This window comes from Aquitalea sp. USM4 (assembly GCF_004328945.1).
Classification (GTDB): Bacteria; Pseudomonadota; Gammaproteobacteria; order Burkholderiales; family Chromobacteriaceae; genus Aquitalea; species Aquitalea pelogenes.
In genome coordinates this window covers 477,444-501,876 of the sequence record NZ_CP029539.1, presented here as the reverse complement: position 1 = coordinate 501,876, position 24,433 = coordinate 477,444, and the positions used below count along the sequence as shown (strand labels likewise).

Here is a 24,433-nt window from a genome sequence, read left to right as displayed (position 1 = left end):
GTCGGTGCTGAGACTAGCTTTTTGCGCCAGTTTTCACGGCCGGTCGGTGCCGGAAGGGATGTGAGTCGAGCATTGACTGTGCACCCGCAGCAAAACAGTCACGAAACCCGTATTTCATAAAGTATTACCGTTCAGTGACTTAGCGGTCTGCGCGACGGAATTTTGGCAAATCCTGCAGATTTCTTCGCACAAAGTGTTGACGAGGGTGGGTCAGGGCGGTATAGTTCGCCTCCTCAGCAGACAACGCAGCGACGGAAACGAAACGCAGCGACCTGCACCGCTCTTTAAAAAACAGAATAACCGATAGGTGTGAGTGCTTGGCGAAAGCCACACTTGCACTGCGAGAGAAAAAGTAAACAGTCCAAGAAGTACTTGTTTATTCTTTGATCTTGCGTGCCAGAAATTTGCTATGAGATTGAACTGAAGAGTTTGATCCTGGCTCAGATTGAACGCTGGCGGCATGCTTTACACATGCAAGTCGAACGGTAACAGGGAGCTTGCTCCGCTGACGAGTGGCGAACGGGTGAGTAATGCGTCGGAACGTGCCGAGTAGTGGGGGATAACTATCCGAAAGGATAGCTAATACCGCATACGCTTTGAGAAGGAAAGCAGGGGATCGCAAGACCTTGCGCTATTCGAGCGGCCGACGTCTGATTAGCTAGTTGGTGAGGTAAAGGCTCACCAAGGCATCGATCAGTAGCGGGTCTGAGAGGATGATCCGCCACACTGGGACTGAGACACGGCCCAGACTCCTACGGGAGGCAGCAGTGGGGAATTTTGGACAATGGGCGCAAGCCTGATCCAGCCATGCCGCGTGTCTGAAGAAGGCCTTCGGGTTGTAAAGGACTTTTGTCAGGGAGGAAATCCCTAGCGCTAATATCGCTGGGGGATGACAGTACCTGAAGAATAAGCACCGGCTAACTACGTGCCAGCAGCCGCGGTAATACGTAGGGTGCAAGCGTTAATCGGAATTACTGGGCGTAAAGCGTGCGCAGGCGGTTGTGTAAGTCTGATGTGAAAGCCCCGGGCTTAACCTGGGAACTGCATTGGAGACTGCACAGCTAGAGTGCGTCAGAGGGGGGTAGAATTCCGCGTGTAGCAGTGAAATGCGTAGAGATGCGGAGGAATACCGATGGCGAAGGCAGCCCCCTGGGATGACACTGACGCTCATGCACGAAAGCGTGGGGAGCAAACAGGATTAGATACCCTGGTAGTCCACGCCCTAAACGATGTCAACTAGCTGTTGGGGGTTTGAATCCTTGGTAGCGTAGCTAACGCGAGAAGTTGACCGCCTGGGGAGTACGGCCGCAAGGTTAAAACTCAAAGGAATTGACGGGGACCCGCACAAGCGGTGGATGATGTGGATTAATTCGATGCAACGCGAAAAACCTTACCTGGTCTTGACATGTACAGAACTTTCCAGAGATGGATTGGTGCCCGAAAGGGAGCTGTAACACAGGTGCTGCATGGCTGTCGTCAGCTCGTGTCGTGAGATGTTGGGTTAAGTCCCGCAACGAGCGCAACCCTTGCCATTAGTTGCTACCATTCAGTTGAGCACTCTAATGGGACTGCCGGTGACAAACCGGAGGAAGGTGGGGATGACGTCAAGTCCTCATGGCCCTTATGACCAGGGCTTCACACGTCATACAATGGTCGGTACAGAGGGTAGCCAAGCCGCGAGGTGGAGCCAATCTCATAAAACCGATCGTAGTCCGGATCGCACTCTGCAACTCGAGTGCGTGAAGTCGGAATCGCTAGTAATCGCAGATCAGCATGCTGCGGTGAATACGTTCCCGGGTCTTGTACACACCGCCCGTCACACCATGGGAGTGAGTTTCACCAGAAGTGGGTAGGCTAACCGTAAGGAGGCCGCTTACCACGGTGGGATTCATGACTGGGGTGAAGTCGTAACAAGGTAGCCGTAGGGGAACCTGCGGCTGGATCACCTCCTTTCTAGAGAAGGCGATCGTCAAGTATTCACAGCCTATCGGTTATTCGAGATTTTAAGGGTTTGACTGGGTTTGTAGCTCAGCTGGTTAGAGCACTGTGTTGATAACGCAGGGGTCGAAGGTTCGAGTCCTTCCAGACCCACCAGTTTGGGGGATTAGCTCAGTTGGGAGAGCACCTGCTTTGCAAGCAGGGGGTCGTCGGTTCGATCCCGTCATCCTCCACCACCACCTTACAGTGCAAACAAAAGCGCACACAGCATGATTGATTGCTGCGTGGATTTTTGTTTGCGTTGTGTAGACAATGCCCGATCTTTAACAAACTGAAGAAGCCGAATTAATTAGACGGCGAGATGAAACACCTGCAGTTAATTCTGTATGTGGGACAAATCGTCATCTTGGGAATTTGATTGTATCTAATGTCATGTCGCCATACCAAAAGGGGCGGTGTGACATGTCGCACAAACACAATCCTGTCGGATTGGTAACTCAGGTTACTGAAATGATAGGGTCAAGCGACTAAGTGCATCTGGTGGATGCCTTGGCGATCACAGGCGATGAAGGACGTGTAAGCCTGCGAAAAGCGCGGGGGAGCTGGCAATAGAGCTTTGATCCCGCGATATCCGAATGGGGAAACCCACCCGCAAGGGTATCCCGTACTGAATACATAGGTACGTGGAAGCGAACCGAGTGAACTGAAACATCTAAGTAACTCGAGGAAAAGAAATCAACCGAGATTCCGTCAGTAGTGGCGAGCGAACGCGGAATAGCCTGTATGTGATAAAGATTGAGATAGTGGAAGGACCTGGAAATGTCCGCCATAGTGGGTGATAGCCCCGTACACGAAATTTCATTCTTGGTACTGAGCATACGAAAAGTAGGGCGGGACACGCGAAATCCTGTCTGAAGATGGGGGGACCATCCTCCAAGGCTAAATACTCGTGATCGACCGATAGTGAACCAGTACCGTGAGGGAAAGGCGAAAAGAACCCCGGGAGGGGAGTGAAATAGAACCTGAAACCGGATGCATACAAACAGTGGGAGCCTCGCAAGGGGTGACTGCGTACCTTTTGTATAATGGGTCAGCGACTTACGTTCAGTAGCAAGCTTAACCGCATAGGGGAGGCGTAGGGAAACCGAGTCCGAATAGGGCGTCTTAGTTGCTGGGCGTAGACCCGAAACCGAGTGATCTATCCATGGCCAGGATGAAGGTGCGGTAACACGCACTGGAGGTCCGAACCCACTAGTGTTGCAAAACTAGGGGATGAGCTGTGGATAGGGGTGAAAGGCTAAACAAACTCGGAGATAGCTGGTTCTCCCCGAAAACTATTTAGGTAGTGCCTCATGTATCACTTCCGGGGGTAAAGCACTGTTATGGCTAGGGGGTCATTGCGATTTACCAAACCATGGCAAACTCTGAATACCGGAAAGTGCGAGCATGGGAGACAGACGGTGGGTGCTAACGTCCATCGTCAAGAGGGAAACAACCCAGACCGCCAGCTAAGGTCCCAAATGATCAGTTAAGTGGTAAACGAAGTGGGAAGGCCCAGACAGCCAGGATGTTGGCTTAGAAGCAGCCATCATTTAAAGAAAGCGTAATAGCTCACTGGTCGAGTCGTCCTGCGCGGAAGATGTAACGGGGCTCAAACTGATAACCGAAGCTGCGGATTTGCACGTAAGTGCAGATGGTAGGGGAGCGTTCTGTAGGTCTGTGAAGGTGTCTCGTAAGGGATGCTGGAGATATCAGAAGTGCGAATGCTGACATGAGTAGCGATAAAGCGGGTGAAAAGCCCGCTCGCCGAAAGCCCAAGGTTTCCTACGCAACGTTCATCGGCGTAGGGTGAGTCGGCCCCTAAGGCGAGGCTGAAAAGCGTAGTCGATGGGAAACGGGTTAAAATTCCCGTACTTTTGTGTAGTGCGATGTGGGGACGGAGAAGGTTAGGTCAGCGGCCTGTTGGAATAGGTCGTTCAAGCCGGTAGGCGTGAAGGGTAGGCAAATCCGCCCTTCTTTAACGCCGAGAAGTGATAACGAGGGTCTACGGACCTGAAGTGACTGATACCACGCTTCCAGGAAAAGCCACTAAGCTTCAGCTACACAAGAACCGTACCGCAAACCGACACAGGTGGGCAGGATGAGAATTCTAAGGCGCTTGAGAGAACTCAGGAGAAGGAACTCGGCAAATTGATACCGTAACTTCGGGAGAAGGTATGCCTGTTGTGGTGAACACCCTGCGGTGGGAGCTACGACAGGTCGCAGAGAATCGGTGGCTGCGACTGTTTATCAAAAACACAGCACTGTGCCAACACGAAAGTGGACGTATACGGTGTGACGCCTGCCCGGTGCTGGAAGGTTAAGTGATGGGGTGCAAGCTCTTGATCGAAGCCCCAGTAAACGGCGGCCGTAACTATAACGGTCCTAAGGTAGCGAAATTCCTTGTCGGGTAAGTTCCGACCCGCACGAATGGCGTAACGATGGCCACACTGTCTCCTCCTGAGACTCAGCGAAGTTGAAGTGTTTGTGAAGATGCAATCTCCCCGCTGCTAGACGGAAAGACCCCGTGAACCTTTACTGTAGCTTTGCATTGGACTTTGAAGTGGTTTGTGTAGGATAGGTGGGAGGCTTTGAAGCAGGGACGCTAGTTCCTGTGGAGCCGACCTTGAAATACCACCCTGACCCCTTTGAGGTTCTAACCTTGGTCCGTTATCCGGATCGGGGACAGTGCATGGTAGGCAGTTTGACTGGGGCGGTCTCCTCCCAAAGTGTAACGGAGGAGTTCGAAGGTTACCTAGGTACGGTCGGAAATCGTGCTGATAGTGCAATGGCAAAAGGTAGCTTAACTGCGAGACCGACAAGTCGAGCAGGTGCGAAAGCAGGACATAGTGATCCGGTGGTTCTGAATGGAAGGGCCATCGCTCAACGGATAAAAGGTACTCCGGGGATAACAGGCTGATACCGCCCAAGAGTTCACATCGACGGCGGTGTTTGGCACCTCGATGTCGGCTCATCACATCCTGGGGCTGTAGCCGGTCCCAAGGGTATGGCTGTTCGCCATTTAAAGTGGTACGTGAGCTGGGTTCAAAACGTCGTGAGACAGTTTGGTCCCTATCTGCAGTGGGCGTTGGAAGTTTGACGGGGGCTGCTCCTAGTACGAGAGGACCGGAGTGGACGAACCTCTGGTGTACCGGTTGTCACGCCAGTGGCATTGCCGGGTAGCTAAGTTCGGAAGAGATAAGCGCTGAAAGCATCTAAGCGCGAAACTCGCCTGAAGATGAGACTTCCCTGAGGGCTTGACCCTCCTGAAGAGTCGTTCGAGACCAGGACGTTGATAGGTCGGGTGTGGAAGCGCTGTGAGGCGTTAAGCTAACCGATACTAATTGCTCGTGAGGCTTGATCCTATCATTTGAGTGGCTTGGGAAACCGAGGCCGGATGGATAGTGAGTGTGCGACGCGATCAAAGACCCAATCTAATTAATTCAGTGATTCAGACGATGTCTGGATGACAAAGCTTCTTTTAGTTTGTTGACAGTTTATGTCTGGTGGCCATAGCGAGGTGGTCCCACGCCTTCCCATCCCGAACAGGACCGTGAAACGCCTTAGCGCCGATGATAGTGTGGCATTCGCCATGTGAAAGTAGGACACTGCCAGACTCCCCCTTCGAAGCCCAGCTCAAACGAGCTGGGCTTTGTGCATTTGGGCTGCGGCATGCGCCCGATTATCGTCAATCTGTCAGCGACTGCTGCTTTGATTTGTGAAGACAAGCCGTGCTGTTGGACAATGGCTTCATCTTCGTGTCTGGAGTGTTCATGCTATTGCGCCATCTGTCTTTCAAGTCGCTGTTGGTTGCTAGCTTGTTCGTGGTGACGCTGATTCCCTCGTTGGCACTGGTGCAAACCTGGTGGCATCTGCAGCAGTTGGCGGAACAAGTGGACCAGAATCAGCGTCAGGCCCTGCTACTTTCCGAATCCATACGCATATTTTCCAGTCAGGGTGAGCTGTTTGAGCGCTCGACACGCCAGTGGAATGTTTTGCGTGAGGAGAGCTATTCCCAGGTTGGCAAAGAGGCCTTGAGCGCACTGATGCAGCTGGCGGCCAGGCTGGAGCGGCAGGATGATGCCGGTTTGCGCAGACTCGGACGGGCATTATCGGAGTGGGGGAAGCAATCGCTGGCCTTGCTGGATGGTGGTGAACATCCTGTTGCGGCGTGGTCCGCACAGTATGAGTCGCTGTCCGGTTTGGGAGCGGCGCTGGAGTCACGTATCCGGCAATTGGGTGAGGTACAGCGCAAGCAGTGGGACAGCAATTTGCGGGAAAAGCGTCAACAGGCTGACCGGGTGGCCATCCTGTCATTATGCCTTGCCGTGTTTTCCGGATTACTACTGGCTTGGCTGCTGGTCAGGCCCCTGCAGCAGCTGCGCGGTAAAATTGCCGCCCTTTCTCAGGGAGTGCGTGGTCAGAGCTGGTTGATGTCGGCTCCGGCCGACATCGTGCAGCTGGCTGCTGCCCTGGGTGAGCTGGATCATCGACTTGCCCGGCTGGAAGAGGATAAGGCGGATTTTTTCCGTCATGTCTCGCATGAGCTGAAAACCCCGTTGGCGGCTATTCAGGAGGCATCGTCACTGCTGCAAGACCAGATTCCCGGCCCCTTGCTGCCCTCGCAACAGGAAATCGTGGCGATCACCTTGTCCAATACCCGTTTGTTACGTCAGCGGGTGGATGCCTTGTTGCGGCATGATGCCGCCAACTGGCTGGCACAGCCTCTGGACATGCGTGTGCATGAATTGCATGCCTTGATTGAGGATGCGGCGGCAAGCATGCGTCCCTTGTTGCAGCAAAAGCGCATCACGCTGGAACTGTCGCACGATAGTTTGCAGGTGCCGGTCGATAGTGAAAAATTCCGAACCATTATTGATAATCTTCTTTCTAACGCTATTCGGTTTTCTCCTGTTGGCGGTGTTATTTCCGTTGCAACCGGCAGGGAGGCTGATCGTACATGGGTAGCGGTCATTGATCAGGGGCCAGGAATTGCGCCTGAAAATCACACACTGGTTTTCCAGCCCTTCTATAGTGGGCCTGCTCCAGTCGGGGAGGCTCCGGGTAGCGGTATCGGGCTGACCATGGTGAAAACCTTTGCCCAACTGATGGGAGGCGATGTTGAATCCTTGCCTGCTGCCAAGGGGGCGCATTTCCGTGTCTGGTGGCCATGTACTTCCTGAATGAGCATTCGCATGATGCGTAACAATATTTTTGCCTTGCTGTTGTTAAGCCAGTTGTCGGCATGTGCTGGTTGGTCAGAACACTCCTCACGCGATGCCGGTGGGGTAGTTGCCTGGAAGAGTCAGTCTCGCAACTGTCAGGATGCAGAGGCTGTCCTGGGCAGCCTGCGGCGTAGTCGTGATAGTGCCTTGCCCGGGAAAGATGCTTGCGCCGGCGAGCGCCTGCGCTATGTAGCACAACAATGGCTGAATGGTGAGTCCAGGATTGAGCCATTGCGCAGCCAACTGGACAAGGCGAATGAGCAGTTGCGGCAAGAGCCGGCAGAAGGCTTGTCGGGCTTGTCCATCTTGCTGGGCAGTCTGCTCAATGAGCGCAAGCGACATGAGGATGCCATGCAAAGAAGCAATGCCCAGCTAGCCGAGCAGCAACATCGTGCCGATGAGCTGGCGGCCAAGCTGGAAGCCTTGCGTCTGATTGAACAATCCATGGTCAACAAGGCCAGCAAAAAGAAGATACAACCATGATGCATGTCGGGCGTGTTCTGTTGGTGGATGATGATGCGGACTTGCTGCACCTACTTGGTTTGCGTCTGGAGGCAGCAGGTTATCTGGTGGACAAGGCAGCTTCGGCCGAGGCCGCACTGAGCGCCCTGGCTGTGCGCAGAGCGGATGTGTTACTGACCGATTGGCGCTTGCCGGGAATGGATGGCATGGCCTTGTTCGAGCAGGTGAAACGGAGTTATCCGTCCTTGCCGGTGATCATCCTGACTGCTCATGGCACAGTGCCTGATGCGGTGGAGGCGGTAAGTCGCGGCGTGTTCGGTTATCTGGTGAAGCCATTTGACAGTGCCGCCCTGCTGAGCAAGGTGTCTCAGGCGTTGCAGTTGTCTGCGCCTGCCTTGTCGCATGATGAGCAGGATACCTGGCGCGCAGAGGTGGTCAGTTGCAGTCCTTTGATGGATGAGCTGTTGGCCGAGGCGCGTCTGGTTGCTGTCACGGATGCCAGTGTATTGATTCGCGGTGAAAGTGGTACCGGCAAGGAAGTGCTGGCCCGGGCATTGCATCGCGCTAGTCCACGGGCAGGCAAGCCGTTTATTGCAGTCAATTGCGCGGCCATTCCGGACAACTTGCTGGAGAGCGAGTTGTTCGGTCATGAGAAGGGCGCTTTTACCGGGGCGGCAGCGCGCCACCAGGGGCTGATTGCCCAGGCCGATGGCGGCACCTTGTTTCTGGATGAAATCGGGGATATGCCGCTTGCCCTGCAGGTCAAGCTATTACGCGTGCTGCAGGAGCGCGAAGTGCGCCCGCTGGGAGCCAGCAAGCCAATCGCCGTTGATGTCAGGCTGATCTCGGCAACGCACCGCGATCTGGAATTGCTGATCAGTGATGGCCTGTTTCGTGAAGATCTGTTTTATCGTCTCAATGTCCTTACCCTGCAATTGCCTGCACTGAGTGAACGGCGGGAGGATATTCCGCTGTTGGCGCAGCATTTCCTGAGTCAGGTGTGTGAACGTTATGGCAAGGAGGTAGCCGGATTCGCTCCCGACGCCACGGAATATCTATGCAGTCTGCGCTGGTCTGGCAACATCCGCCAACTGGCCAATGCCGTCGAGCAGTGCTGCGTGTTGAGTACCGCAGGCCTGATTCCGCTAAGCCTGGTGCAAAAAGCCGTATCAGACGGCATGGCCAGTATTCCTACACTGGCAGAGGCGCGGCGTCAGTTCGAGCGGGAATATCTGGAGAAGCTTCTGCGGGTGACTGCAGGCAATGCCAGTGTGGCTGCGCGTATTGCCGACCGTAACCGAACCGAGTTCTACCGCTTGTTGCAAAAGCATGATCTGGTGGCTGCAGCGTTCAAGGACTTTTAAACCGGTATCAGGATCGAAAACCCCTGTCGCCAAATGGCGACAGGGGTTTTTTCATGTTAATCAATGACTTGAGCATTGTTGCCATCTCGCCTTGTCGCTGATGGGCGACAGTTTGAGACAAACAAGCAGCGGAGTATGTGGCTTTTTTTTACTAAGCCATTGAATTTAAATGCTTATCCAAGGTTGGCACGGCTTTTGCAATAGCAGCTGGAGTGCTCTTGTACCGAGGTGTGCGATGAAAATGAAACGTGCCGCATGGATATTTTTATTATTGCTTCCGCTGCAGGCAGTGATGGCAACTGACAGCCTGCTGATGGACCCGATTGCCGAACATGTTGCTGTTTCTCATGTATCAGATGACGAGAAAATAGCCTGGGAGCTGAATGAAGTTCTGAAGCCGCTAGCCGATGGTTCGGGTTCGGTCGTGCATCCTTCGGTCAAGGCCGGGATGGTGTGGCTGAAAGGCTCCAGCCCCAGTCGCGATACCGTACGGCACTTGCTTGAGGTTGCCGCCAATGTGCCTGGGGTGCGCGAGGTTCGTTCGGAAATGTTGATACGCCCCATTTGATTTCTTGCTGCTTGATGTGAACTGCCCTTTGGCCTGCCTTCCCCCCCGAGAGGCAGGCCTTTTTTTATTCAGAAACTGACGACTTTGTCGGCTTCCAGCGTCCAGTCGGCCAGTTCCGGCATGCTGCCTATCTTCACGCCTGGTAGCAGGCGGGTCTGATCCAGCCCGCGTGCCTCGGCACAGGTGCGACAAACATGGACGGCGACACCATGCGTCATGGCTTCGGTCAGCATGTCTGCCAGGCTTGGCCCATTGGAATTGCCCTGACCGTTTTGCGCGGTGATGACCGCATCGGATAGCAAAAACAGCTTGATGCGACTGGGTTGCCCATGGCTCGCAAGGGTCAGTGTCAAGCGTAATGCACTCAGACAGCGTTCGTTGCCATAGGGGCTGGCATTCACGATGAGCAAAATATTCTGCACGGCAAGTCCTGTCATTGACTACAAAGTGGATTGGCCTGCCTGCGAAGGCCGGGTAGCTGCTGTGGCTGTGGCCTGGATCGCAAGCGGTAACGTTGTGGTAATGCAACAGCAAAAGGGTGGGGGGATGCAGCAAATAATAGGACAAGTCGCTTGATTTGCCTTGATCTGTTGCCGTCCACGCAGTGTCTGATACCAAGAATATTTTATATTGTCGAACAAAGAAAAATGCAATTGTATACAATAGGCAAATCTTAACCGGTATAAACCGGGCTGCGAACAAAATCGGGAGTTTTCCATGCAATTCGAGGTGTTTGCCCTAAACCAGAGCGCCTTGCGCGATGCCATTACATCCGCATACCGTCGCGATGAACAGGAATGTGTACAGGCCTTGTTGCCGCAGGCGGCTTTGCAGCCGGCACAGGTAACCGCTACCCAGGACCTGGCGCGTCGCCTGGTCAGCCAGGTGCGGCATGAGCGTACGCGCTCCAGCGGGGTAGATGCCCTGATGCATGAGTTTTCGCTGGATAGCGCGGAAGGCATTGCCCTGATGTGCCTGGCGGAAGCCTTGCTGCGTATTCCGGACAAGGAAACGGCCGACAAGCTGATCCGCGACAAGATTTCCCGTGGTGACTGGAAAGCCCACCTGGGCAACAGCTCTTCCTTGTTCGTCAATGCCGCAGCCTGGGGTCTGGTGGTGACTGGCAAGCTGGTTTCCTCGCATAGCGAGCAAGGCCTGTCTGCTGCCATGACCCGTCTGATCGCCAAGGGCGGTGAACCGCTGATCCGCAAAGGCGTGGACATGTCCATGCGCATGCTGGGCAAGCAGTTTGTTACTGGTGAAACCATCGAACAGGCGCTGGAAAATGGCCGTGAGCGCGAAGCACGTGGCTATCGTTTCTCCTACGACATGCTGGGTGAAGCCGCCATGACCGAGGACGATGCCCAGCGCTACATGAAAGACTATGTGATGGCGATCCACGCCATCGGCAAAGAGTCTGCCGGCCGTGGCATTTACGATGGTCCGGGCATTTCGGTAAAACTGTCCGCCATTCACCCGCGTTACAGCCGCGCCAAGCGTGAACGGGTGATGACCGAGCTGTATGCCCGCCTCAAGGAACTGCTGGTTCTGGCCAAGCAATACAATATCGGCCTGAATATCGATGCCGAAGAAGCCGACCGCATGGAGCTGTCGCTGGACCTGCTGGAACAGCTGGCTTTCGACAAGGACCTGGCAGGCTGGAATGGTATTGGTCTGGTGGTGCAGGCTTACCAGAAGCGCTGCCCCTTCATTATTGATTATCTGGTGGATCTGGCACGCCGTTCCGGTCACCGCTTCATGGTGCGTCTGGTGAAGGGTGCCTATTGGGATGCCGAAATCAAGCGCGCCCAGGTGGATGGCCTGCCGGGCTACCCGGTGTATACGCGCAAGGTGTATACCGATATTTCCTATCTGGCATGTGCCAAGCGCCTGCTGGCCGCACAGGATGCCATCTACCCGCAGTTTGCCACCCACAATGCCTACAGCCTGTCCGCCATTTATCAGCTGGGTCAGGGCCTGGATTACGAATTCCAGTGCCTGCACGGCATGGGTGAGACCCTGTACGACCAGGTGGTGGGCAAGGACAATCTGGGCAAGGCCTGCCGTATTTACGCGCCGGTGGGTTCGCACGAAACCCTGCTGGCTTATCTGGTACGCCGCCTGCTGGAAAACGGTGCCAACAGCTCTTTCGTCAACCGCATCGTGGACGAAAACGTATCCATCGACGAACTGGTGACCGACCAGGTAGCGGAAGCCGCCAGCCATGCCGGTCAGCCGCATCACAAGATTGCCCTGCCGGTTTCCCTCTATGGCAGCGAGCGTCAGAATTCCAAGGGCCTGGACCTGTCCAGCGAGCATGTGCTTGCCGCCCTGCAAATCGGCCTGCAAGGTTCGGAACAGCAGCAGTGGCTGGCCAGCCCGCTGTTGGGCGATGCCGATATCAGTGAAGGCGACAAGCTGCCGGTACGTAACCCGGCCGACCACGCCGACATCGTCGGTGAAGTGATTGAAGCCACGCAGGAACATGTGGAACGTGCCTTGCAACTGGCCGAAGCTGCCGCCGCACGCTGGGCCAATACCCCGGTGGCAGACCGCGCTGGCTGCCTGAACCGCATGGCCGACCTGATGGAAGATCACATGCCGGCACTGATGGGACTGGCAGTGCGTGAAGCGGGCAAGACCCTGAGCAATGCCATTGCCGAAGTGCGTGAAGCGGTGGACTTCTGCCGTTACTATGCCGCGCAGATCGTCGCCAATTTCGACAATGCTACCCACCAGCCGCTGGGCCCGGTGGTGTGCATCAGCCCGTGGAACTTCCCGCTGGCCATCTTCATTGGTGAAGTGACCGCCTCGCTGGCCGCCGGTAACCCGGTGCTGGCCAAGCCGGCCGAGCAAACCAACCTGATTGCCGCCTATGCCGTGCGTCTGCTGCACGAAGCCGGCGTGCCGCGTGATGTGCTGCAACTGCTGCCGGGCCGTGGCGAAATCGTCGGTGCTGCACTGACCAGCGATCCGCGCATCCAGGGTGTGATTTTCACCGGCTCCACCGAAGTGGCACAAATCATCAACCGCACCCTGGCCAAGCGTGGCGAGGACGTGGTGCTGGTGGCCGAAACCGGCGGCCAGAACGCCATGATCGTGGACAGCTCGGCCCTGCCGGAGCAGGTGGTGACCGATGTACTGAGCTCGGCTTTCGATTCGGCTGGTCAGCGTTGTTCCGCCTTGCGCGTGCTGTACCTGCAAAGCGATATCGCCGACAAGGTGATCGCCATGATCAAGGGAGCCATGGCCGAACTGACCGTGGGCAACCCGGCCAGACTGAGTACCGATGTCGGCCCGGTGATTGATGCCGAAGCCCAGGCCGGCCTGCTGGCACACATCGACAAGATGAAGCAGCGTGCGCGCTGGTTCTACCAGACCCCGCTCACGGAACAATGCCAGCAAGGGACGTTTGTACCGCCGACGCTGTTTGAAATCGACAACCTGTCCGATCTCACCCGTGAAGTGTTCGGCCCGGTACTGCATGTGCTGCGCTTTGAAGCCAGCCAGCTGGACAAGGTGGTGGCAGAAATCAACAGCACCGGTTACGGCCTGACCCACGGCATTCACAGTCGCATCGACGAAACCATCAACAATATTGTCGACAAGATCAAAGTGGGCAATGTCTACGTCAACCGCAATATCGTGGGTGCGGTGGTGGGCGTGCAGCCCTTCGGCGGTGAAGGCAAGTCCGGTACCGGCCCCAAAGCCGGTGGCCCGTTCTACCTGTACCGTCTGACCCGCGCTGCATGGGCACCCAAGCTGGCCTTGCAGCCGGTGGCCGCCAATCTGTCCGGTCTGTCCAAGCTGGCCGCGGTAGCGGGCAGCATGGGTGTGAGTGGCCTGAATGCACGCATTGATGCGGCAGGTCGTGCTTCGCCGCTGACCCATCAGGTAAGCCTGCCGGGACCGACCGGCGAAAAGAACACGCTCTGCTTTGCCCCGCGCGGCAAGGTAGGGTGCGTGGCCAGCAGTGGAGCAACGCTGGCCGAACAACTGGTGGCCGTACTGGCTACCGGCAACGTGGCAGTGCTGGCGGATTCGCCGGCCAATCGCCAGTTGGCCAGCACACTGGGCAGCCATGTCGAGCTGACGCAAGACGTGCTGACTGCCTCGCTGGATGCCGTGCTGTATGAAGGGGAAGACGCAGCCCGCGTGCGCCAGCAACTGGCGCAACGTGACGGTGCGCTGATTCCGCTGATTCTGGCCGGCAAAGATGGCTACAACCTGCATCGTCTGGTGGTGGAGCGCGCAGTCAGCGTCAATACCACGGCAGCAGGTGGTAACGCCAGCCTGATGAGTATCGGCGACTGATGTCAGTCAGCCCCGGCCCGGCCCAACCCGGCTGTTGGCGGGAATGGTCACAAACCGGGGCTGTGTGACGATATCTTTGTCACGCTACTTGTCATGTGCTGTCGGCATTGGAATAATGCCGCCAGCGTTTTCACTTACAACAAGCTCGCTGCATGAGATCTGTCCGCCACAAGCGGACAGGAGAGACCGAAAGATAGAGGATTCAAGATGCAATTCACCAAGCTGACTACCGTTACCATCGCTGTCGCAGCTGCTCTGGCACTGTCTGCATGTGGCAAGAAAGACGACGCCGCCGCTCCGGCTGGCGCATCCGCTCCGGCTGCTGCCGCTGCTGGTGGCGACACCGTGAAAATCGGCTTTGCCGCTCCGCTGACCGGCCCGCAAGCCCACTATGGCGAAGAATACAAAAACGGCGTGACCCTGGCCATCGAAGATGCCAACGCCGAAAAGCCGACCATCGGTGGCAAGCCGGTGACCTTCGAACTGGACGCCCAGGATGACCAAGCCGACCCGAAAACCGCTACCCAACTGGCACAGAAGCTGGTGGACGACAAGGTTTCCGGCATCATCGGTCACTTCAACTCCGGTTGCGCCATCCCGGCCTCCAAGATCTACTCTGACGCCGGCATCCCGATGATTGCCATGGCGACTTCCCCGGTCTTCACCGCACAAGGCTTCAAGAACACCTTCCGTTCCATGACCTCCGATACCCAGCAAGGTAGCGTGATGGGCAAGTTCGTGGTGGACACCCTGAAGGCCAAGAAAATCGTCATCGTTGACGACCGTACCGCTTACGGCCAAGGCCTGGCTGACGAATTCGAAAAAGCCGTCAAGGCTGCCGGTGGCGACGTGGCCAAGCGCGAATTCACCAACGACAAGGCAACCGATTTCGCCGCCATTCTGACCTCCATCAAGGGCGTGAATCCGGACGTGATCTTCTACGGTGGTGCTGACGCCCAGTCCGCCCCGATGGCCAAGCAGATGAAGCGTCTGGGCCTGAAGGCTCCGCTGATCTCCGGCGAAATGACCAAGACCCCGAACTTCCTGCAACTGGCAGGCAAGGAAGCCGAAGGCTCCATCGCCTCGCTGGCTGGCCTGCCGCTGGAACAAATGCCCAAGGGCAAGGAATATGCCGACAAGTACAAGGCACGTTTCAAGACCGACGTAGCCACTTACTCCCCGTACGGCTATGACGCGACCCGCGCGCTGATCCAGGCCATGAAGGATGCCAACTCCACCGATCCCAAGGCTTACCTGCCGGTACTGGCCAAGATCAAGTACTCCGGTGTGACTTCTTCCAACTGGACCTACGACGACAAGGGCGACCTGAAAGACGGCGGCATCACCGTGTACAAGGTTGAAGGCGGTCAGTGGAAAGTGATGCAAACCATCGGTGGCGGCACTGCTGCTCCTGCTGCAGCATCCGCAGCCCAGTAATTTTCTTACTGATTTGGCTCAGAAACGGCGCAGACACTGCGCCGTTTTTTCATGCCTGCTGCTCGACAATTTCCCGCAGAACCGGGGGCAGATGTGCATAATGAAAGCTGTATCTCTCAAGACTGATGTGATTGTGTATGAGTGAGTTGTTTGCCAGCATGCCCGCCAATCAGGCCGGGCGTGACTTTGTAGTGGGTGATGTGCATGGATGCTTCACCGAATTGCGTCAGTTACTGGAGCAAGTGGTGTTTGATGGCAGTCGCGACCGGCTGTTTTCCGTTGGCGACCTGGTGGATCGTGGCCCGGAGTCGCGCCAGGTGCTGGAGTGGCTGGCCAAGCCCTGGTTTTATGCGGTAAGGGGCAATCATGAACAGATGGCACTGGAATTCGATCTGGCACAAACCGATGCCTGCGAACGCTACCTGAATAATGGCGGCGGCTGGTTCATCTGCCTGGATGAAAAAGACAAGCAAGCCTACCGTACTGCGTTCTTGCGCCTGCCGCTGGCGATGGAGGTGGTAAGCGAGCACGGCCTGATCGGCCTGTTGCACGCCGATTGCCCGCTGGACGACTGGAACTTGTTGCGTCAGCAACTGGCATTACCCACCCCTTGGGGAGAAGAGGGCGGCAAGCTGCTGCGCCAGATCACCTGGTGCCGTTTGCGGGCCAAGGGCATGGTACGTAAGCCGGTTGTCGGCGTGTACATGCTGTGTGTGGGGCATACTCCACAGCGCCAGGTCAGGCAGATCGACAATGTCTGGTATCTGGACACTGGCGGCGTATACGGCCGCCAATTGAGCATGCTGCAGCTGGATACCATGCAGACGCATAGTGTGAACGTGGCCGACAAGGGCTATGGTACTGACATGCTGGAAAGCTGAACTGCCTGTGTTATTGCTGCCGGGCAAGCTCTTTGCCGGGTAGTCGGTGCAGAAGCGTTGTTTGAGCCTGAACAATGTATTGCCTTATATTTTTATGGCAATTTTTTGCACTGCTATTATGTCGTGTGATTTTCGGGTAACTGGTCCCGCGTGCCGGGTTAGTCTCATTCCCTTGTAACAGGCTGTTTTATGTTTGCATCAATGTTGTTGCGTCATCATTCCGGGCTGCAGCGCAGCCCTGCGGATTTTGCATGCCTGCGGCGTACTGGCGTTCTGTCCGGGCGGCCCGCATGAGTACCTCTCCCATTCCATCCCCCTGTCAGCAGCGTTGCCAGCTGGATGCCACCGGGGAAAGCTGCAAGAGTTGCCGGCGAACATTAAAGGAAATAGCTGGTTGGCCAGGCTTCAGCGACTATGAAAAAAAAGCGGTGTGGAACCGCTTGTTGTCCTTGCCGCCGCTTGCCCAGGCCAAGCAGTGCCAGCGCTGTGGCGACACCTTCCGCTGTGGTATTGCTGATGGTGAGGAAAACTGCTGGTGTGCCAGTCTGCCCAATGTCATGCCCATGACGCAGGATGGCGGAGATTGCCTGTGCCCGGCCTGCTTGTTACAGGCCATTGCACAGGCTCCTTCCGGCCAGCAAGGGGATGCGGCCCCCAATTCCTCAGGCCGATAGCAGTTTTCCTGTCTTGAATGACTGTGCGGTGGCCACCTTGGCTACCGTCATGCCTGCCGTGGCATACGGGTGCAGTTCCTGTGCGTACAGCATGCCGCCATAGCGTGAACTCAAAACTGCCACCTTGTCCTGCAGAGGGTCGATGATTTCGGCCACGGCCTGGCCTGCTGCTACCAGTGTGCCGGGAGCCAGCAGGAAATTGACCACTCCCGGATGGGGTGCCTGCAGGTTTTCCGAGCCGGACAGCGGGGTGGCCGGGTAGGGCAGCGGTGGCAATGCCGGTGCTTCGCCCGCAATCAAGCCGCGCAGGCAGAGAAAATCCAGGATGGCGCGTGCGTCCTGCCGCGCCAGCGCCTGTGCCACCTGATGTTGTCCACGCAATTCCACGGTGACTGACAGGCAGGCCATTTCGATCTGCACATCCAGGCCGTCCTGGCGGCACAGGGCTTCCAGCTCCCACCAGGTCTGGCTGCAGGCTTCGTCAAACGGATAATCGCCGGACTCGGTAGCCAGCAATTGCGCATGGGATTGCAAGTAGCGCGCCAGTGGCTCGCACTGTGGCCACAAGGGCGTGCCGGTGTAGACATGCAAGGCCGCATTGCTGTCGCAGTGCAGGTCCAGCACGATGTCGGCATCGGCGGCCAGCAGTAACAGCTGCTTGCGCAGGCTGACCAACTCGGTAGGTTCAGCCAGTTGTTGCAGGTGTTGGCGCATGGCCTGGCGGATCAGTGCGGTATTGGCTTTGGCATCCTTGCCCAGCTGATGCTTGACTGCGGCGTACACCGCCTGGGTCAGCTGCGGGTAGTGGCGGTTGAAGTTTTGTCCGGTGGCCAGTTCGAAGCGACCAAGCTGATACCCCAGCAGCGACTGGGCGTGGCCAATCGGGTTGGCTTGCGGTACCAGAATGATTTCACCGGCAATTTTTCCTTCCTGTTCCAGTACTTGCAGTGCCTGTTTCAGTTCCCACGCGGTCAGCATGCCGGGGAGCTCGTCTGCATGCAAAGATGCCTGGATATAAGCCTTCCCGGCGCTGGAGCCCGGCTGGCCGAAGTGAAAGCTGGAGAGCTGGCGCTGCGTTCCCAGGCAACTGGATGTCAATGGATGTTGGTGATGAATCATGAGGGCTCCGATGATGCCGCCATCAAATGCCGGCTTGAAGATGGTGCAGACAACAATGTAGCGCGTTGTGCGTACGCTGTCTAAATGCCTGCCCTCCGGTGTGTGTGTGCGGAGCTGCCATGCTGGCTTTGGCTGCGTCGGGATGTTTGGCGATACATGATCAGAAATTTCCTATTGTTTGTTAAGAAATAACCCGGATAGTGATTGCATTGCCCTTTCTAAGCTTAGAGAGGCTCATGCTCGGTACGCTGCCAGCGCCAGTCTGAGCCTCTGAACGTGCTGGAATGCGGCGGATAATCACAAACAGGTGTCAGTGTCATGTCATATCATCAATGGATTTCAATGCGGCGGTGCATCGGCCACCGCTTGCAAGCACGCGCGGCGGATTCTGCTTCCAGCCCTTACGGACCAAACGAAGGAGCCGGCACGCCCGAGTCGGATCTGTGGGCCGAAGGGTTGCAACCGCGGGTACTGGTTGCAGAGGATAATCTGGCCAATCTTTTTCTGCTTAACAGCCAGTTGCTGCGACTGGGTTGCCAGGTGGTGGGAGTCAGTAACGGACTGGATGCGCTGACTCAATGGCAGCAGGGGCAGTTTGATTGCTTGCTGACCGATTTGAGCATGCCGCAGCTGGGAGGGTTTGACCTGGTGCAACAGCTGCGGGCCGCGGGTGAGCAGCGCCCGGCCATTGGCATATCGGCTGACCCTTCCGAACGGGATCAACAACGTGCGCAGGAAGCAGGCTTCAATATCCTGCTGCCCAAACCGGTTACCTTGCCGTTTTTGCATACTGTGCTGCTGCGCTACAGCCTGGATGTCTGCATGCAACGATTGCCGGTGTATGAAGCCAGCAGCCTGTCTGCCTTGTTTGATGGCAATCAGGATCTGATAGAGAAGTTTGTCAGCAAGCTGCTCGAAAGCAACCAGCAGGACTTTGCCGCCGCCAAGGCATGCTTTGCCGAGCGGGACTGGAATGGCCTTGCCCAGATGTTGCACAAGATCAAGGGTGCGGCGCGCCTGATTGATGCCCGGCAGGTAGTACGCTCTTGCGAGCAGCAGGAGAAAATCTGCAAGACCGGCAATGCCGAACAGCTGGAAATACTGCTGGCTGATCTGGACTTGCGCTTGCAGACGCTGGCCCGGCAATTGCGCAGCTTGTCCTGAGCCAATCACAGGCCTGCATGACAGCAAAAGAGCTGCCGGTTTCCCGGCAGCTCTTTTTCATGGCGATGCATTACGCTCAGCGCCGACTGATGATGGCCTGCAGAATCCGGCGGAAGGTGGCGATTTCATCCGGCGTGAAACTGGCCAGCATGGCGGCTTGTTGTTGCTCGGCCAGGTCATGCAAGGCCTCGGCATGCAGCTTGCCTTGCTGGGTCAGCTGATAATGCTGTCCTTGCAGGCTGATCAGCTCCTTGCGTATCAGCATCTGGGCGGCTTGTTCCACTTCCCTGTCCGGCATGTTGACCTCGCCGTGCATGGATGCCATATCCAGGCCCTGTTCCATCACCAGCAGCATGCGTGCCTCGCTGGTACGCAGCCCGGTGGCCAGTTGCAGTGGCTGGTAATGTTGCTGGTAGGCCCGTACTGCCTGGGTCAACAGGTAGTAGACATTTCCATCCAGCCGCTTTTGCCATTGCCGGTCTGCCGGGCTGCTTTCTTCTTTCTTTTGCTGCAGGCCATGCGGCAATGCCATGGCATAACTGCCCTGGTGGTAGAGCAGGGGTGCCCGGCCAAAGTCGTCCAGTGCCACCACCTTGCCCAGCATGATCCAGTGATCTCCGCCATCATGTATGGCATGGCGTTCGCACACGAAGCGGGCGGCACAGTCCTCCAGCAGCGGTGCGCCACCAGCGCCCTGCGTGTGCGGTACACCGGCAAAGCGGTCGTCGCTCTGGCGGGCAAAGCGGTTGGACAGGCTGATCTGGTCGGCTGCCAGGATATTGACGGCAAAGTGACTGGCCGAGGCAAATACCGGATAGCTGCCGGAGCGCTTGTCTATGCTCCAAAGAATCAGCGGTGGGTCGAGCGATACCGAGTTGAAACTGTTGGCGGTGACGCCCACTTTTTGTCCATCGCTATCGCAGGCCGTCATCACGGTGACGCCAGTGGCAAAGTTACCCAGCGCGCGGCGGAACAGGCGTGGGTCATCCACACTGGCCGGTGGTTTGCTTGTCATCCTCATCTCCTTGTTTTGCTTGTTGTGGGGTGGTGTCAGACCATGCTCGGGTCGGGTTCCAGTCCCATCAGTTCGCGGCCAAGGATCTGGGCGCAGACATCGTAGTCGGTATAAGCGTGGGCACCGGTCATGTGCGAGTCACGGAACAGGCGTTGCAGCTCGTTGCCTTCCATCCAGCTGGTGGCACCGGCGGCGCTGAACAGGCGATCCACCGCTTCGATGCACATCTTGACCGCATAAGCCTGATTGGTACGCCAATAGGCCAGTGTAAGGCGGTCCGGGTAGGCACGGCGACGGCCGTGTTCTGCATGATCCTGCCAGGTCTTTTCCAGCAGGGCGCGGGCGGCGGCCACCTGGTGGGTGGACTCTGCCAGGCGCATCAGGGCAGGCGTGGCAGTGCCGACGCTGGCACCGGTGTAGGCCCGCACGCGGTTGGCAGTTTTGTCCTTGAAGGCCTGCAACATCCGTTCGGCAATGCCCAGGCTGATGGCGGCAAAGCCACTGGCAAAATAGGGGCGGTACGGCGTGGTGAAAATATCGCTGTCCGGATACAGGCCAAAGCCGCTGGAGCGGCCTTCCATCATGTCCTTGGCCGCTTCGATACGGTGATTGGGGATGAAGGCATTGCGAATCACCAGGGTTTTGGAGCCGCTGCCTTTCATGCCCATGGCAAACCAGTTGTCGCGGATTTCATAGTCGCTGCGTGGCAGCACGCCAAAGCTGTACACCAGTTCGCCCTCGGCATTCTTGCGGCGCATGCCGACAATGGCCCATTCGGCATGATCGCAACCGCTGCTCCAGCCCATTTCGCCGCTCAGGTACACGCCACCCTCGGCTTCCTCGATCTGGCTGAACGGGGCAATGCTGCTGCTGGCGGTGGCATCCGGGTTGTTGGCCCATACTTCGTCCTGCAATTGTTGCGAGAACATGGCCAACTGGTGGCTGTGGGTGCACAGCAGGCTGAATGCCCAGGCGGTGCCGCCACAGGCACCGGCCAGTGCGGCCACGCAGTCGGCAAATTCCGGCAGGGAGATTTCCAGCCCCCCGTATTTCTTCGGCTGGAAGGCGCGATGCATGCCAATGCCTTTGAGCAGGCGGATGTTTTGTTCCGGCACCTGGCGCATGGCTTCGGCCTTGTCTGCGTTGGCGGCGATTTCCGGCAGGATTTGCTGCAGCCGGGTCAGCAGTGTGTTCTCACTCATGAATGTCTCCTGTTGCATGTATTTTATTAACAAGTTAAGTATTCGTGCCGTGAGCAATGAAATACGGCAGCCAGCTGGCACTTGGTGTTGTTATCGTCTGTCGCGCGTAAAAGCGCGACGTGCTGACTGCATTATGTAGGCCATATTGCAGCCGTTAAATACAAGTTTCAGGTTGATTACTGTACTTTTCATGGATTTCTTCGACCCTGCACCAAAAGGCAGATGCAGCAAAAAAACAGCCACCCGGCAAGGGGTGGCTGACAAGGATGGTGCAGCTGAAAGGAGAATCTGCCCATCTGGAGCGAGTTTGGCGTCAGAAGCTGTGCCGCAGCCCCATGGCCAGCCCGTGCACCGTACTGCCGGCAGGCACACTGCCAATACTGCTGAAGCCGAAATCATAGGCAGCGCTGCCATGATTCCGGATTTGCGCATAGAGGGCTTTCAGGGTGGTGTGACGCGACAGGTCGTATTCGTAGCCCAGCTCGGCATGGCGTGCCCGCCCGCTATCGCTGGCTGTGCTGCCTTGCAACTTGCCGGACTCGCCATACTGGCTGATCAGCCGTCCATGGTCGCCGACGCCGATAACGGTCTGGACATACCACACATTCTGGCTGAGGCTGCTGCCCTGATAACTGGCGGCGGCCGTGGGTGTGAGCTTGCCATCGGTGTGGTCAAGCAGCAGGCCGATACGGCTGACTTCGCCAAAACGGTAGTAGCCACCTGCGCGCAGGTTCCATACCTGGCGGAACTGGGTTGTGCTGCTGGCAGCATCATCCACACCGGTGTCGATGCGCTCGTAAGCGGAGGTCAGCAACCATGGGCCTCCGCGATAGCTCAGCCCGAGGTCAAACACGCTGGCGGCATGCCTGGCACCTGTGGCGCGCGTTTCCACCGCGTCATAGCCCACGGTTGCCGTCAGCCCCTGCCAGCTGGGGCTGGTGTACTGCACGGCATTCTTGCGGCGGGTGTCGAAGGGGCTGGTGCGTACCAGGGTGTTGCCATTGCCGTCGGCCGGGGTGGCGCTGCCATAGCTCTTCAGCAGGCCGTCAGCGGACAGTACATTGCCCAGCTTGCCCAGCAGCGCGCCGGACATGCCAATGCCGGTATTGCCCTGATTGACATCCAGCATGCCGGCCACCACGCGGGTGGGCGGGCTGATCAGGCCGGCCTGCACATTGCCGGCAGGCGTGGCGAAGCCGACAAAGCTGTCGCGGGTGCCAAAGGTGGCATAGGACGGCGCGCTGTCCAGCCACAGATTGCTCTCCAGCTGCCAGTAGGCGCTCAGTCCGTTGCCCAGCTCTTCACGGCCCTTGAAGCCGATCAGCGAGCTGTCCGAACTGATGCGGCGCACGCTGCTGCCGGGCTGACCATTGGCAGCACCACGGGTACCTACCGATTCGATGGTTTCGTCCAGCGTGCCGTACAGGGTGACGTCGGCGTGGGCCAGTAGCGGCAGCAGGAACAGGGCTGCCCAAAAATGTTTGCCTTGCATGATATGGCTCCGGTTTGGGCCTGCGTTGCCGATTGTCAGGCGCAGGCCGTCGCGGTGTGCGGCCTTGATGCCGGACACCGTGCAGGTAAATAGGGAAGGGTTAATGGTTCAGTAGCGGGCCGGCTTTTGCAGTGGAATCAGCAGAAACACCAGGGCACCTATCAATAAGGCGGCTACCGCATACAACAGGCCACTGGTGAAGCTGTGCGACATGTCCTTCAGCCAGCCCACCACGAAGGAGCTGAGCGCCGAACCGATATTGCCGGTGGCGTTGATCAGCGCAATGCCCACCGCCTTGGCCTTGGTCGACAGCGTGGTGTCGGGGGTGGTCCAGAAAATGGTCATGGCGGTAAAGGAACCGGCCGATGCCATCACGATGCCGGCCAGCCGCACCACCGGGTCGCCGGCATAGGCGGTCAGCAGCCAGCCTGCAGCGGCAAACAGCATGGGCAGCACGGTGTGCCATTTGCGCTCCTGGGTGCGGTCGGAACGCGCACCCCACCACAGCATCAGCAAAATGGTGCCCAGCTGCGGAATGGCGGCCAGGATGCCGATGGTGACATTGCTGCTGCCGGCATTGAAGCTTTTGACGATTTGCGGCACCCAGATATTCACCATGCTCAGGGTGTTGACCAGGCAGAAATAGGCGAAGGCGAATTTCAGCACCGTCGGTTGCAGCAGCTCGTGCATTACGCCGGAATGTTGCTGGGCCGGCTGGTGTACCTCGGCGTCCAGCATGCCTTGCAGACAGCGCTTTTCTTCCGGGCTGAGCCATTTTGCCTTGGCCGGCGAGTCATCCAGATAAAACCACACCACCACGCCCAGCACGGCTGAGGGCAGGCCTTCCACCAGAAACAGCCACTGCCAGCCGGCCAGTTGCCAGATGCCGTCCATTTCCAGTAGATAGCCGGATACCACCGAGCCCAGCGCTGCCGTTACCGGCATGGCAATCATGAACAGGGCATTGGCGCGGGCGCGGTAGACGCGTGGAAACCACAAGGTAAGGTAGACCAGCATGCCGGGCAGGAAGCCGGCTTCGGTAATGCCCACCAGTGCACGCAGGATGTACAGGCTGGTGGCGTCATGGGCAAACATGGTGGCGGTGGAGGCAAAGCCCCAGGCCACCATGATGCCGGCCATCCAGCGCCGGGCACCGATGCGGCTGAGCATCATGTTGCTGGGAATGCCGCACAACACGTAGGTGATGTAAAAAATGGTGGCGGCAAAGCCGAACATGGTGGCTGTCAGGTTCAGGCTTTTGGCCATGGTGAGGCCGGCAAAGCCGATGTTGATGCGGTCCAGAAAGGAAAATACGAACAGGATGAACAGAAACCAGATCAGGCGTCCGGAGACTTTGCGGATTACCCGCTGTTCTTGCTGTGTGTCGTGCTTGTGCGCCTGATCCATCAGGTCGGGCGCGGTGTGGCAGGTCGTGGCTTTATCCAGACTCATGCACTTCTCCTCATTGATCGTGCCGGGAGCGTTCCGGCGTGTTGTCCTTTGTCTTGGTGCCTGCTCTTGCTGGCAGATCACCTTGTT

At 57.3% G+C, this 24,433-nt stretch carries 15 protein-coding genes, 2 tRNA genes and 3 rRNA genes; 14 read left to right on the top strand and 6 right to left on the bottom strand.

Annotated features, from left to right (window positions below; translation table 11 throughout):
• Positions 1-417 precede the first annotated feature (417 nt).
• The 9 genes from DKK66_RS02245 (at position 418) to DKK66_RS02205 (ending at position 9,596) form a co-directional block, all read left to right on the top strand.
• Positions 418-1,953: ribosomal RNA gene (locus tag DKK66_RS02245) — 16S ribosomal RNA — on the top strand.
• A gap of 64 nt (positions 1,954-2,017) precedes the next feature.
• Positions 2,018-2,094, top strand: a tRNA-Ile gene (locus DKK66_RS02240).
• Between the two features lie 4 nt (positions 2,095-2,098).
• Positions 2,099-2,174 (top strand) — tRNA-Ala (locus tag DKK66_RS02235).
• Between the two features lie 281 nt (positions 2,175-2,455).
• A 23S ribosomal RNA gene (locus DKK66_RS02230) occupies positions 2,456-5,342 on the top strand.
• Positions 5,343-5,479: 137 nt separating this feature from the next.
• Positions 5,480-5,594: ribosomal RNA gene (gene rrf / locus DKK66_RS02225) — 5S ribosomal RNA — on the top strand.
• The 16S, 23S and 5S rRNA genes sit together here with 2 tRNA genes alongside, the layout of an rRNA operon.
• Positions 5,595-5,750: 156 nt before the next feature.
• Complete coding sequence (locus DKK66_RS02220) at positions 5,751-7,160, top strand: sensor histidine kinase KdpD (RefSeq protein WP_165494093.1); 1,410 nt, start codon at positions 5,751-5,753, stop codon at positions 7,158-7,160.
• Between the two features lie 12 nt (positions 7,161-7,172).
• Complete coding sequence (locus tag DKK66_RS02215; protein ID WP_131355185.1) at positions 7,173-7,685, top strand: hypothetical protein; 513 nt, start codon at positions 7,173-7,175, stop codon at positions 7,683-7,685.
• Entirely contained in the window at positions 7,682-9,028 is a 1,347-nt protein-coding gene (locus DKK66_RS02210) for a sigma 54-interacting transcriptional regulator (protein ID WP_131355182.1), read from the top strand. The genes DKK66_RS02215 and DKK66_RS02210 overlap by 4 nt, the downstream gene beginning before the upstream one ends.
• 241 nt (positions 9,029-9,269) lie before the next feature.
• The gene (locus DKK66_RS02205; protein ID WP_131355179.1) at positions 9,270-9,596 is read left to right on the top strand and encodes a BON domain-containing protein; all 327 of its coding nucleotides are present in this window, start codon (positions 9,270-9,272) and stop codon (positions 9,594-9,596) included.
• Positions 9,597-9,664: 68 nt separating this feature from the next.
• Here DKK66_RS02205 and DKK66_RS02200 read toward each other — a convergent pair whose 3' ends face one another.
• A complete protein-coding gene (locus tag DKK66_RS02200) occupies positions 9,665-10,018 on the bottom strand; it encodes a DsrE/DsrF/TusD sulfur relay family protein (protein WP_131355176.1) in 354 nt (117 codons plus the stop codon).
• 295 nt (positions 10,019-10,313) lie between these two features.
• On the opposite strand from DKK66_RS02200, the gene putA reads away from it, so the two are divergent.
• The 4 genes from putA to DKK66_RS02180 all read left to right on the top strand — a co-directional run bounded on the left by putA (position 10,314) and on the right by DKK66_RS02180 (position 16,902).
• Positions 10,314-13,910, top strand: a complete 3,597-nt coding sequence (gene putA, locus DKK66_RS02195; RefSeq protein WP_131355173.1) for a trifunctional transcriptional regulator/proline dehydrogenase/L-glutamate gamma-semialdehyde dehydrogenase — start codon at positions 10,314-10,316, stop codon at positions 13,908-13,910.
• A gap of 207 nt (positions 13,911-14,117) precedes the next feature.
• The gene (locus tag DKK66_RS02190; protein ID WP_131355170.1) at positions 14,118-15,347 is read left to right on the top strand and encodes a branched-chain amino acid ABC transporter substrate-binding protein; all 1,230 of its coding nucleotides are present in this window, start codon (positions 14,118-14,120) and stop codon (positions 15,345-15,347) included.
• Positions 15,348-15,484: 137 nt separating this feature from the next.
• Positions 15,485-16,228 carry a metallophosphoesterase gene (locus tag DKK66_RS02185; protein WP_045847036.1) on the top strand — a complete coding sequence of 248 codons (744 nt, stop codon included), beginning with the start codon at positions 15,485-15,487 and terminating at the stop codon, positions 16,226-16,228.
• A gap of 290 nt (positions 16,229-16,518) precedes the next feature.
• A complete protein-coding gene (locus tag DKK66_RS02180) occupies positions 16,519-16,902 on the top strand; it encodes a cysteine-rich CWC family protein (RefSeq protein WP_062789311.1) in 384 nt (127 codons plus the stop codon).
• Here the strand turns inward: DKK66_RS02180 and DKK66_RS02175 are convergent.
• The gene (locus DKK66_RS02175) at positions 16,891-18,021 is read right to left on the bottom strand and encodes a succinylglutamate desuccinylase/aspartoacylase family protein (RefSeq protein WP_131355167.1); all 1,131 of its coding nucleotides are present in this window, start codon (positions 18,019-18,021) and stop codon (positions 16,891-16,893) included. The two genes, DKK66_RS02180 and DKK66_RS02175, sit on opposite strands and share 12 nt — an antisense overlap.
• Before the next feature lie 342 nt (positions 18,022-18,363).
• Here DKK66_RS02175 and DKK66_RS02170 point away from each other — a divergent pair, with 342 nt between their 5' ends.
• Positions 18,364-19,185: a response regulator gene (locus tag DKK66_RS02170; RefSeq protein ID WP_045847038.1), complete on the top strand. Its 822-nt coding sequence runs from the start codon at positions 18,364-18,366 to the stop codon at positions 19,183-19,185.
• A gap of 76 nt (positions 19,186-19,261) precedes the next feature.
• Here the strand turns inward: DKK66_RS02170 and DKK66_RS02165 are convergent, their stop codons facing one another.
• The 4 genes from DKK66_RS02165 to hpaX form a co-directional block, all read right to left on the bottom strand.
• Positions 19,262-20,200, bottom strand: a complete 939-nt coding sequence (locus DKK66_RS02165; protein ID WP_131355165.1) for a p-hydroxyphenylacetate 3-hydroxylase reductase component — start codon at positions 20,198-20,200, stop codon at positions 19,262-19,264.
• Between the two features lie 35 nt (positions 20,201-20,235).
• Complete coding sequence (locus DKK66_RS02160; RefSeq protein WP_045847040.1) at positions 20,236-21,402, bottom strand: p-hydroxyphenylacetate 3-hydroxylase oxygenase component; 1,167 nt, start codon at positions 21,400-21,402, stop codon at positions 20,236-20,238.
• A 313-nt stretch (positions 21,403-21,715) separates the two neighbouring features.
• Positions 21,716-22,894, bottom strand: a complete 1,179-nt coding sequence (locus DKK66_RS02155; RefSeq protein WP_131355163.1) for a porin — start codon at positions 22,892-22,894, stop codon at positions 21,716-21,718.
• Between the two features lie 108 nt (positions 22,895-23,002).
• Positions 23,003-24,346, bottom strand: a complete 1,344-nt coding sequence (hpaX, locus tag DKK66_RS02150) for a 4-hydroxyphenylacetate permease (RefSeq protein WP_207389839.1) — start codon at positions 24,344-24,346, stop codon at positions 23,003-23,005.
• Between the last annotated feature and the right edge of the window lie 87 nt (positions 24,347-24,433).

What these genes read in the sequence shown, in the direction of transcription:
- DKK66_RS02220 (WP_165494093.1), top strand. Translation starts at nt 5,751, where the DNA reads ATGCTATTGCGCCATCTGTCTTTCAAGTCGCTGTTGGTTGCTAGCTTG.
- DKK66_RS02215 (WP_131355185.1), top strand. Translation starts at nt 7,173, where the DNA reads ATGATGCGTAACAATATTTTTGCCTTGCTGTTGTTAAGCCAGTTGTCG.
- DKK66_RS02210 (WP_131355182.1), top strand. Translation starts at nt 7,682, where the DNA reads ATGATGCATGTCGGGCGTGTTCTGTTGGTGGATGATGATGCGGACTTG.
- DKK66_RS02205 (WP_131355179.1), top strand. Translation starts at nt 9,270, where the DNA reads ATGAAACGTGCCGCATGGATATTTTTATTATTGCTTCCGCTGCAGGCA.
- putA (WP_131355173.1), top strand. Translation starts at nt 10,314, where the DNA reads ATGCAATTCGAGGTGTTTGCCCTAAACCAGAGCGCCTTGCGCGATGCC.
- DKK66_RS02190 (WP_131355170.1), top strand. Translation starts at nt 14,118, where the DNA reads ATGCAATTCACCAAGCTGACTACCGTTACCATCGCTGTCGCAGCTGCT.
- DKK66_RS02185 (WP_045847036.1), top strand. Translation starts at nt 15,485, where the DNA reads ATGAGTGAGTTGTTTGCCAGCATGCCCGCCAATCAGGCCGGGCGTGAC.
- DKK66_RS02180 (WP_062789311.1), top strand. Translation starts at nt 16,519, where the DNA reads ATGAGTACCTCTCCCATTCCATCCCCCTGTCAGCAGCGTTGCCAGCTG.
- DKK66_RS02175 (WP_131355167.1), bottom strand. Translation starts at nt 18,021, where the DNA reads ATGATTCATCACCAACATCCATTGACATCCAGTTGCCTGGGAACGCAG.
- DKK66_RS02170 (WP_045847038.1), top strand. Translation starts at nt 18,364, where the DNA reads ATGCGGCGGTGCATCGGCCACCGCTTGCAAGCACGCGCGGCGGATTCT.
- DKK66_RS02165 (WP_131355165.1), bottom strand. Translation starts at nt 20,200, where the DNA reads ATGACAAGCAAACCACCGGCCAGTGTGGATGACCCACGCCTGTTCCGC.
- DKK66_RS02160 (WP_045847040.1), bottom strand. Translation starts at nt 21,402, where the DNA reads ATGAGTGAGAACACACTGCTGACCCGGCTGCAGCAAATCCTGCCGGAA.
- DKK66_RS02155 (WP_131355163.1), bottom strand. Translation starts at nt 22,894, where the DNA reads ATGCAAGGCAAACATTTTTGGGCAGCCCTGTTCCTGCTGCCGCTACTG.
- hpaX (WP_207389839.1), bottom strand. Translation starts at nt 24,346, where the DNA reads ATGAGTCTGGATAAAGCCACGACCTGCCACACCGCGCCCGACCTGATG.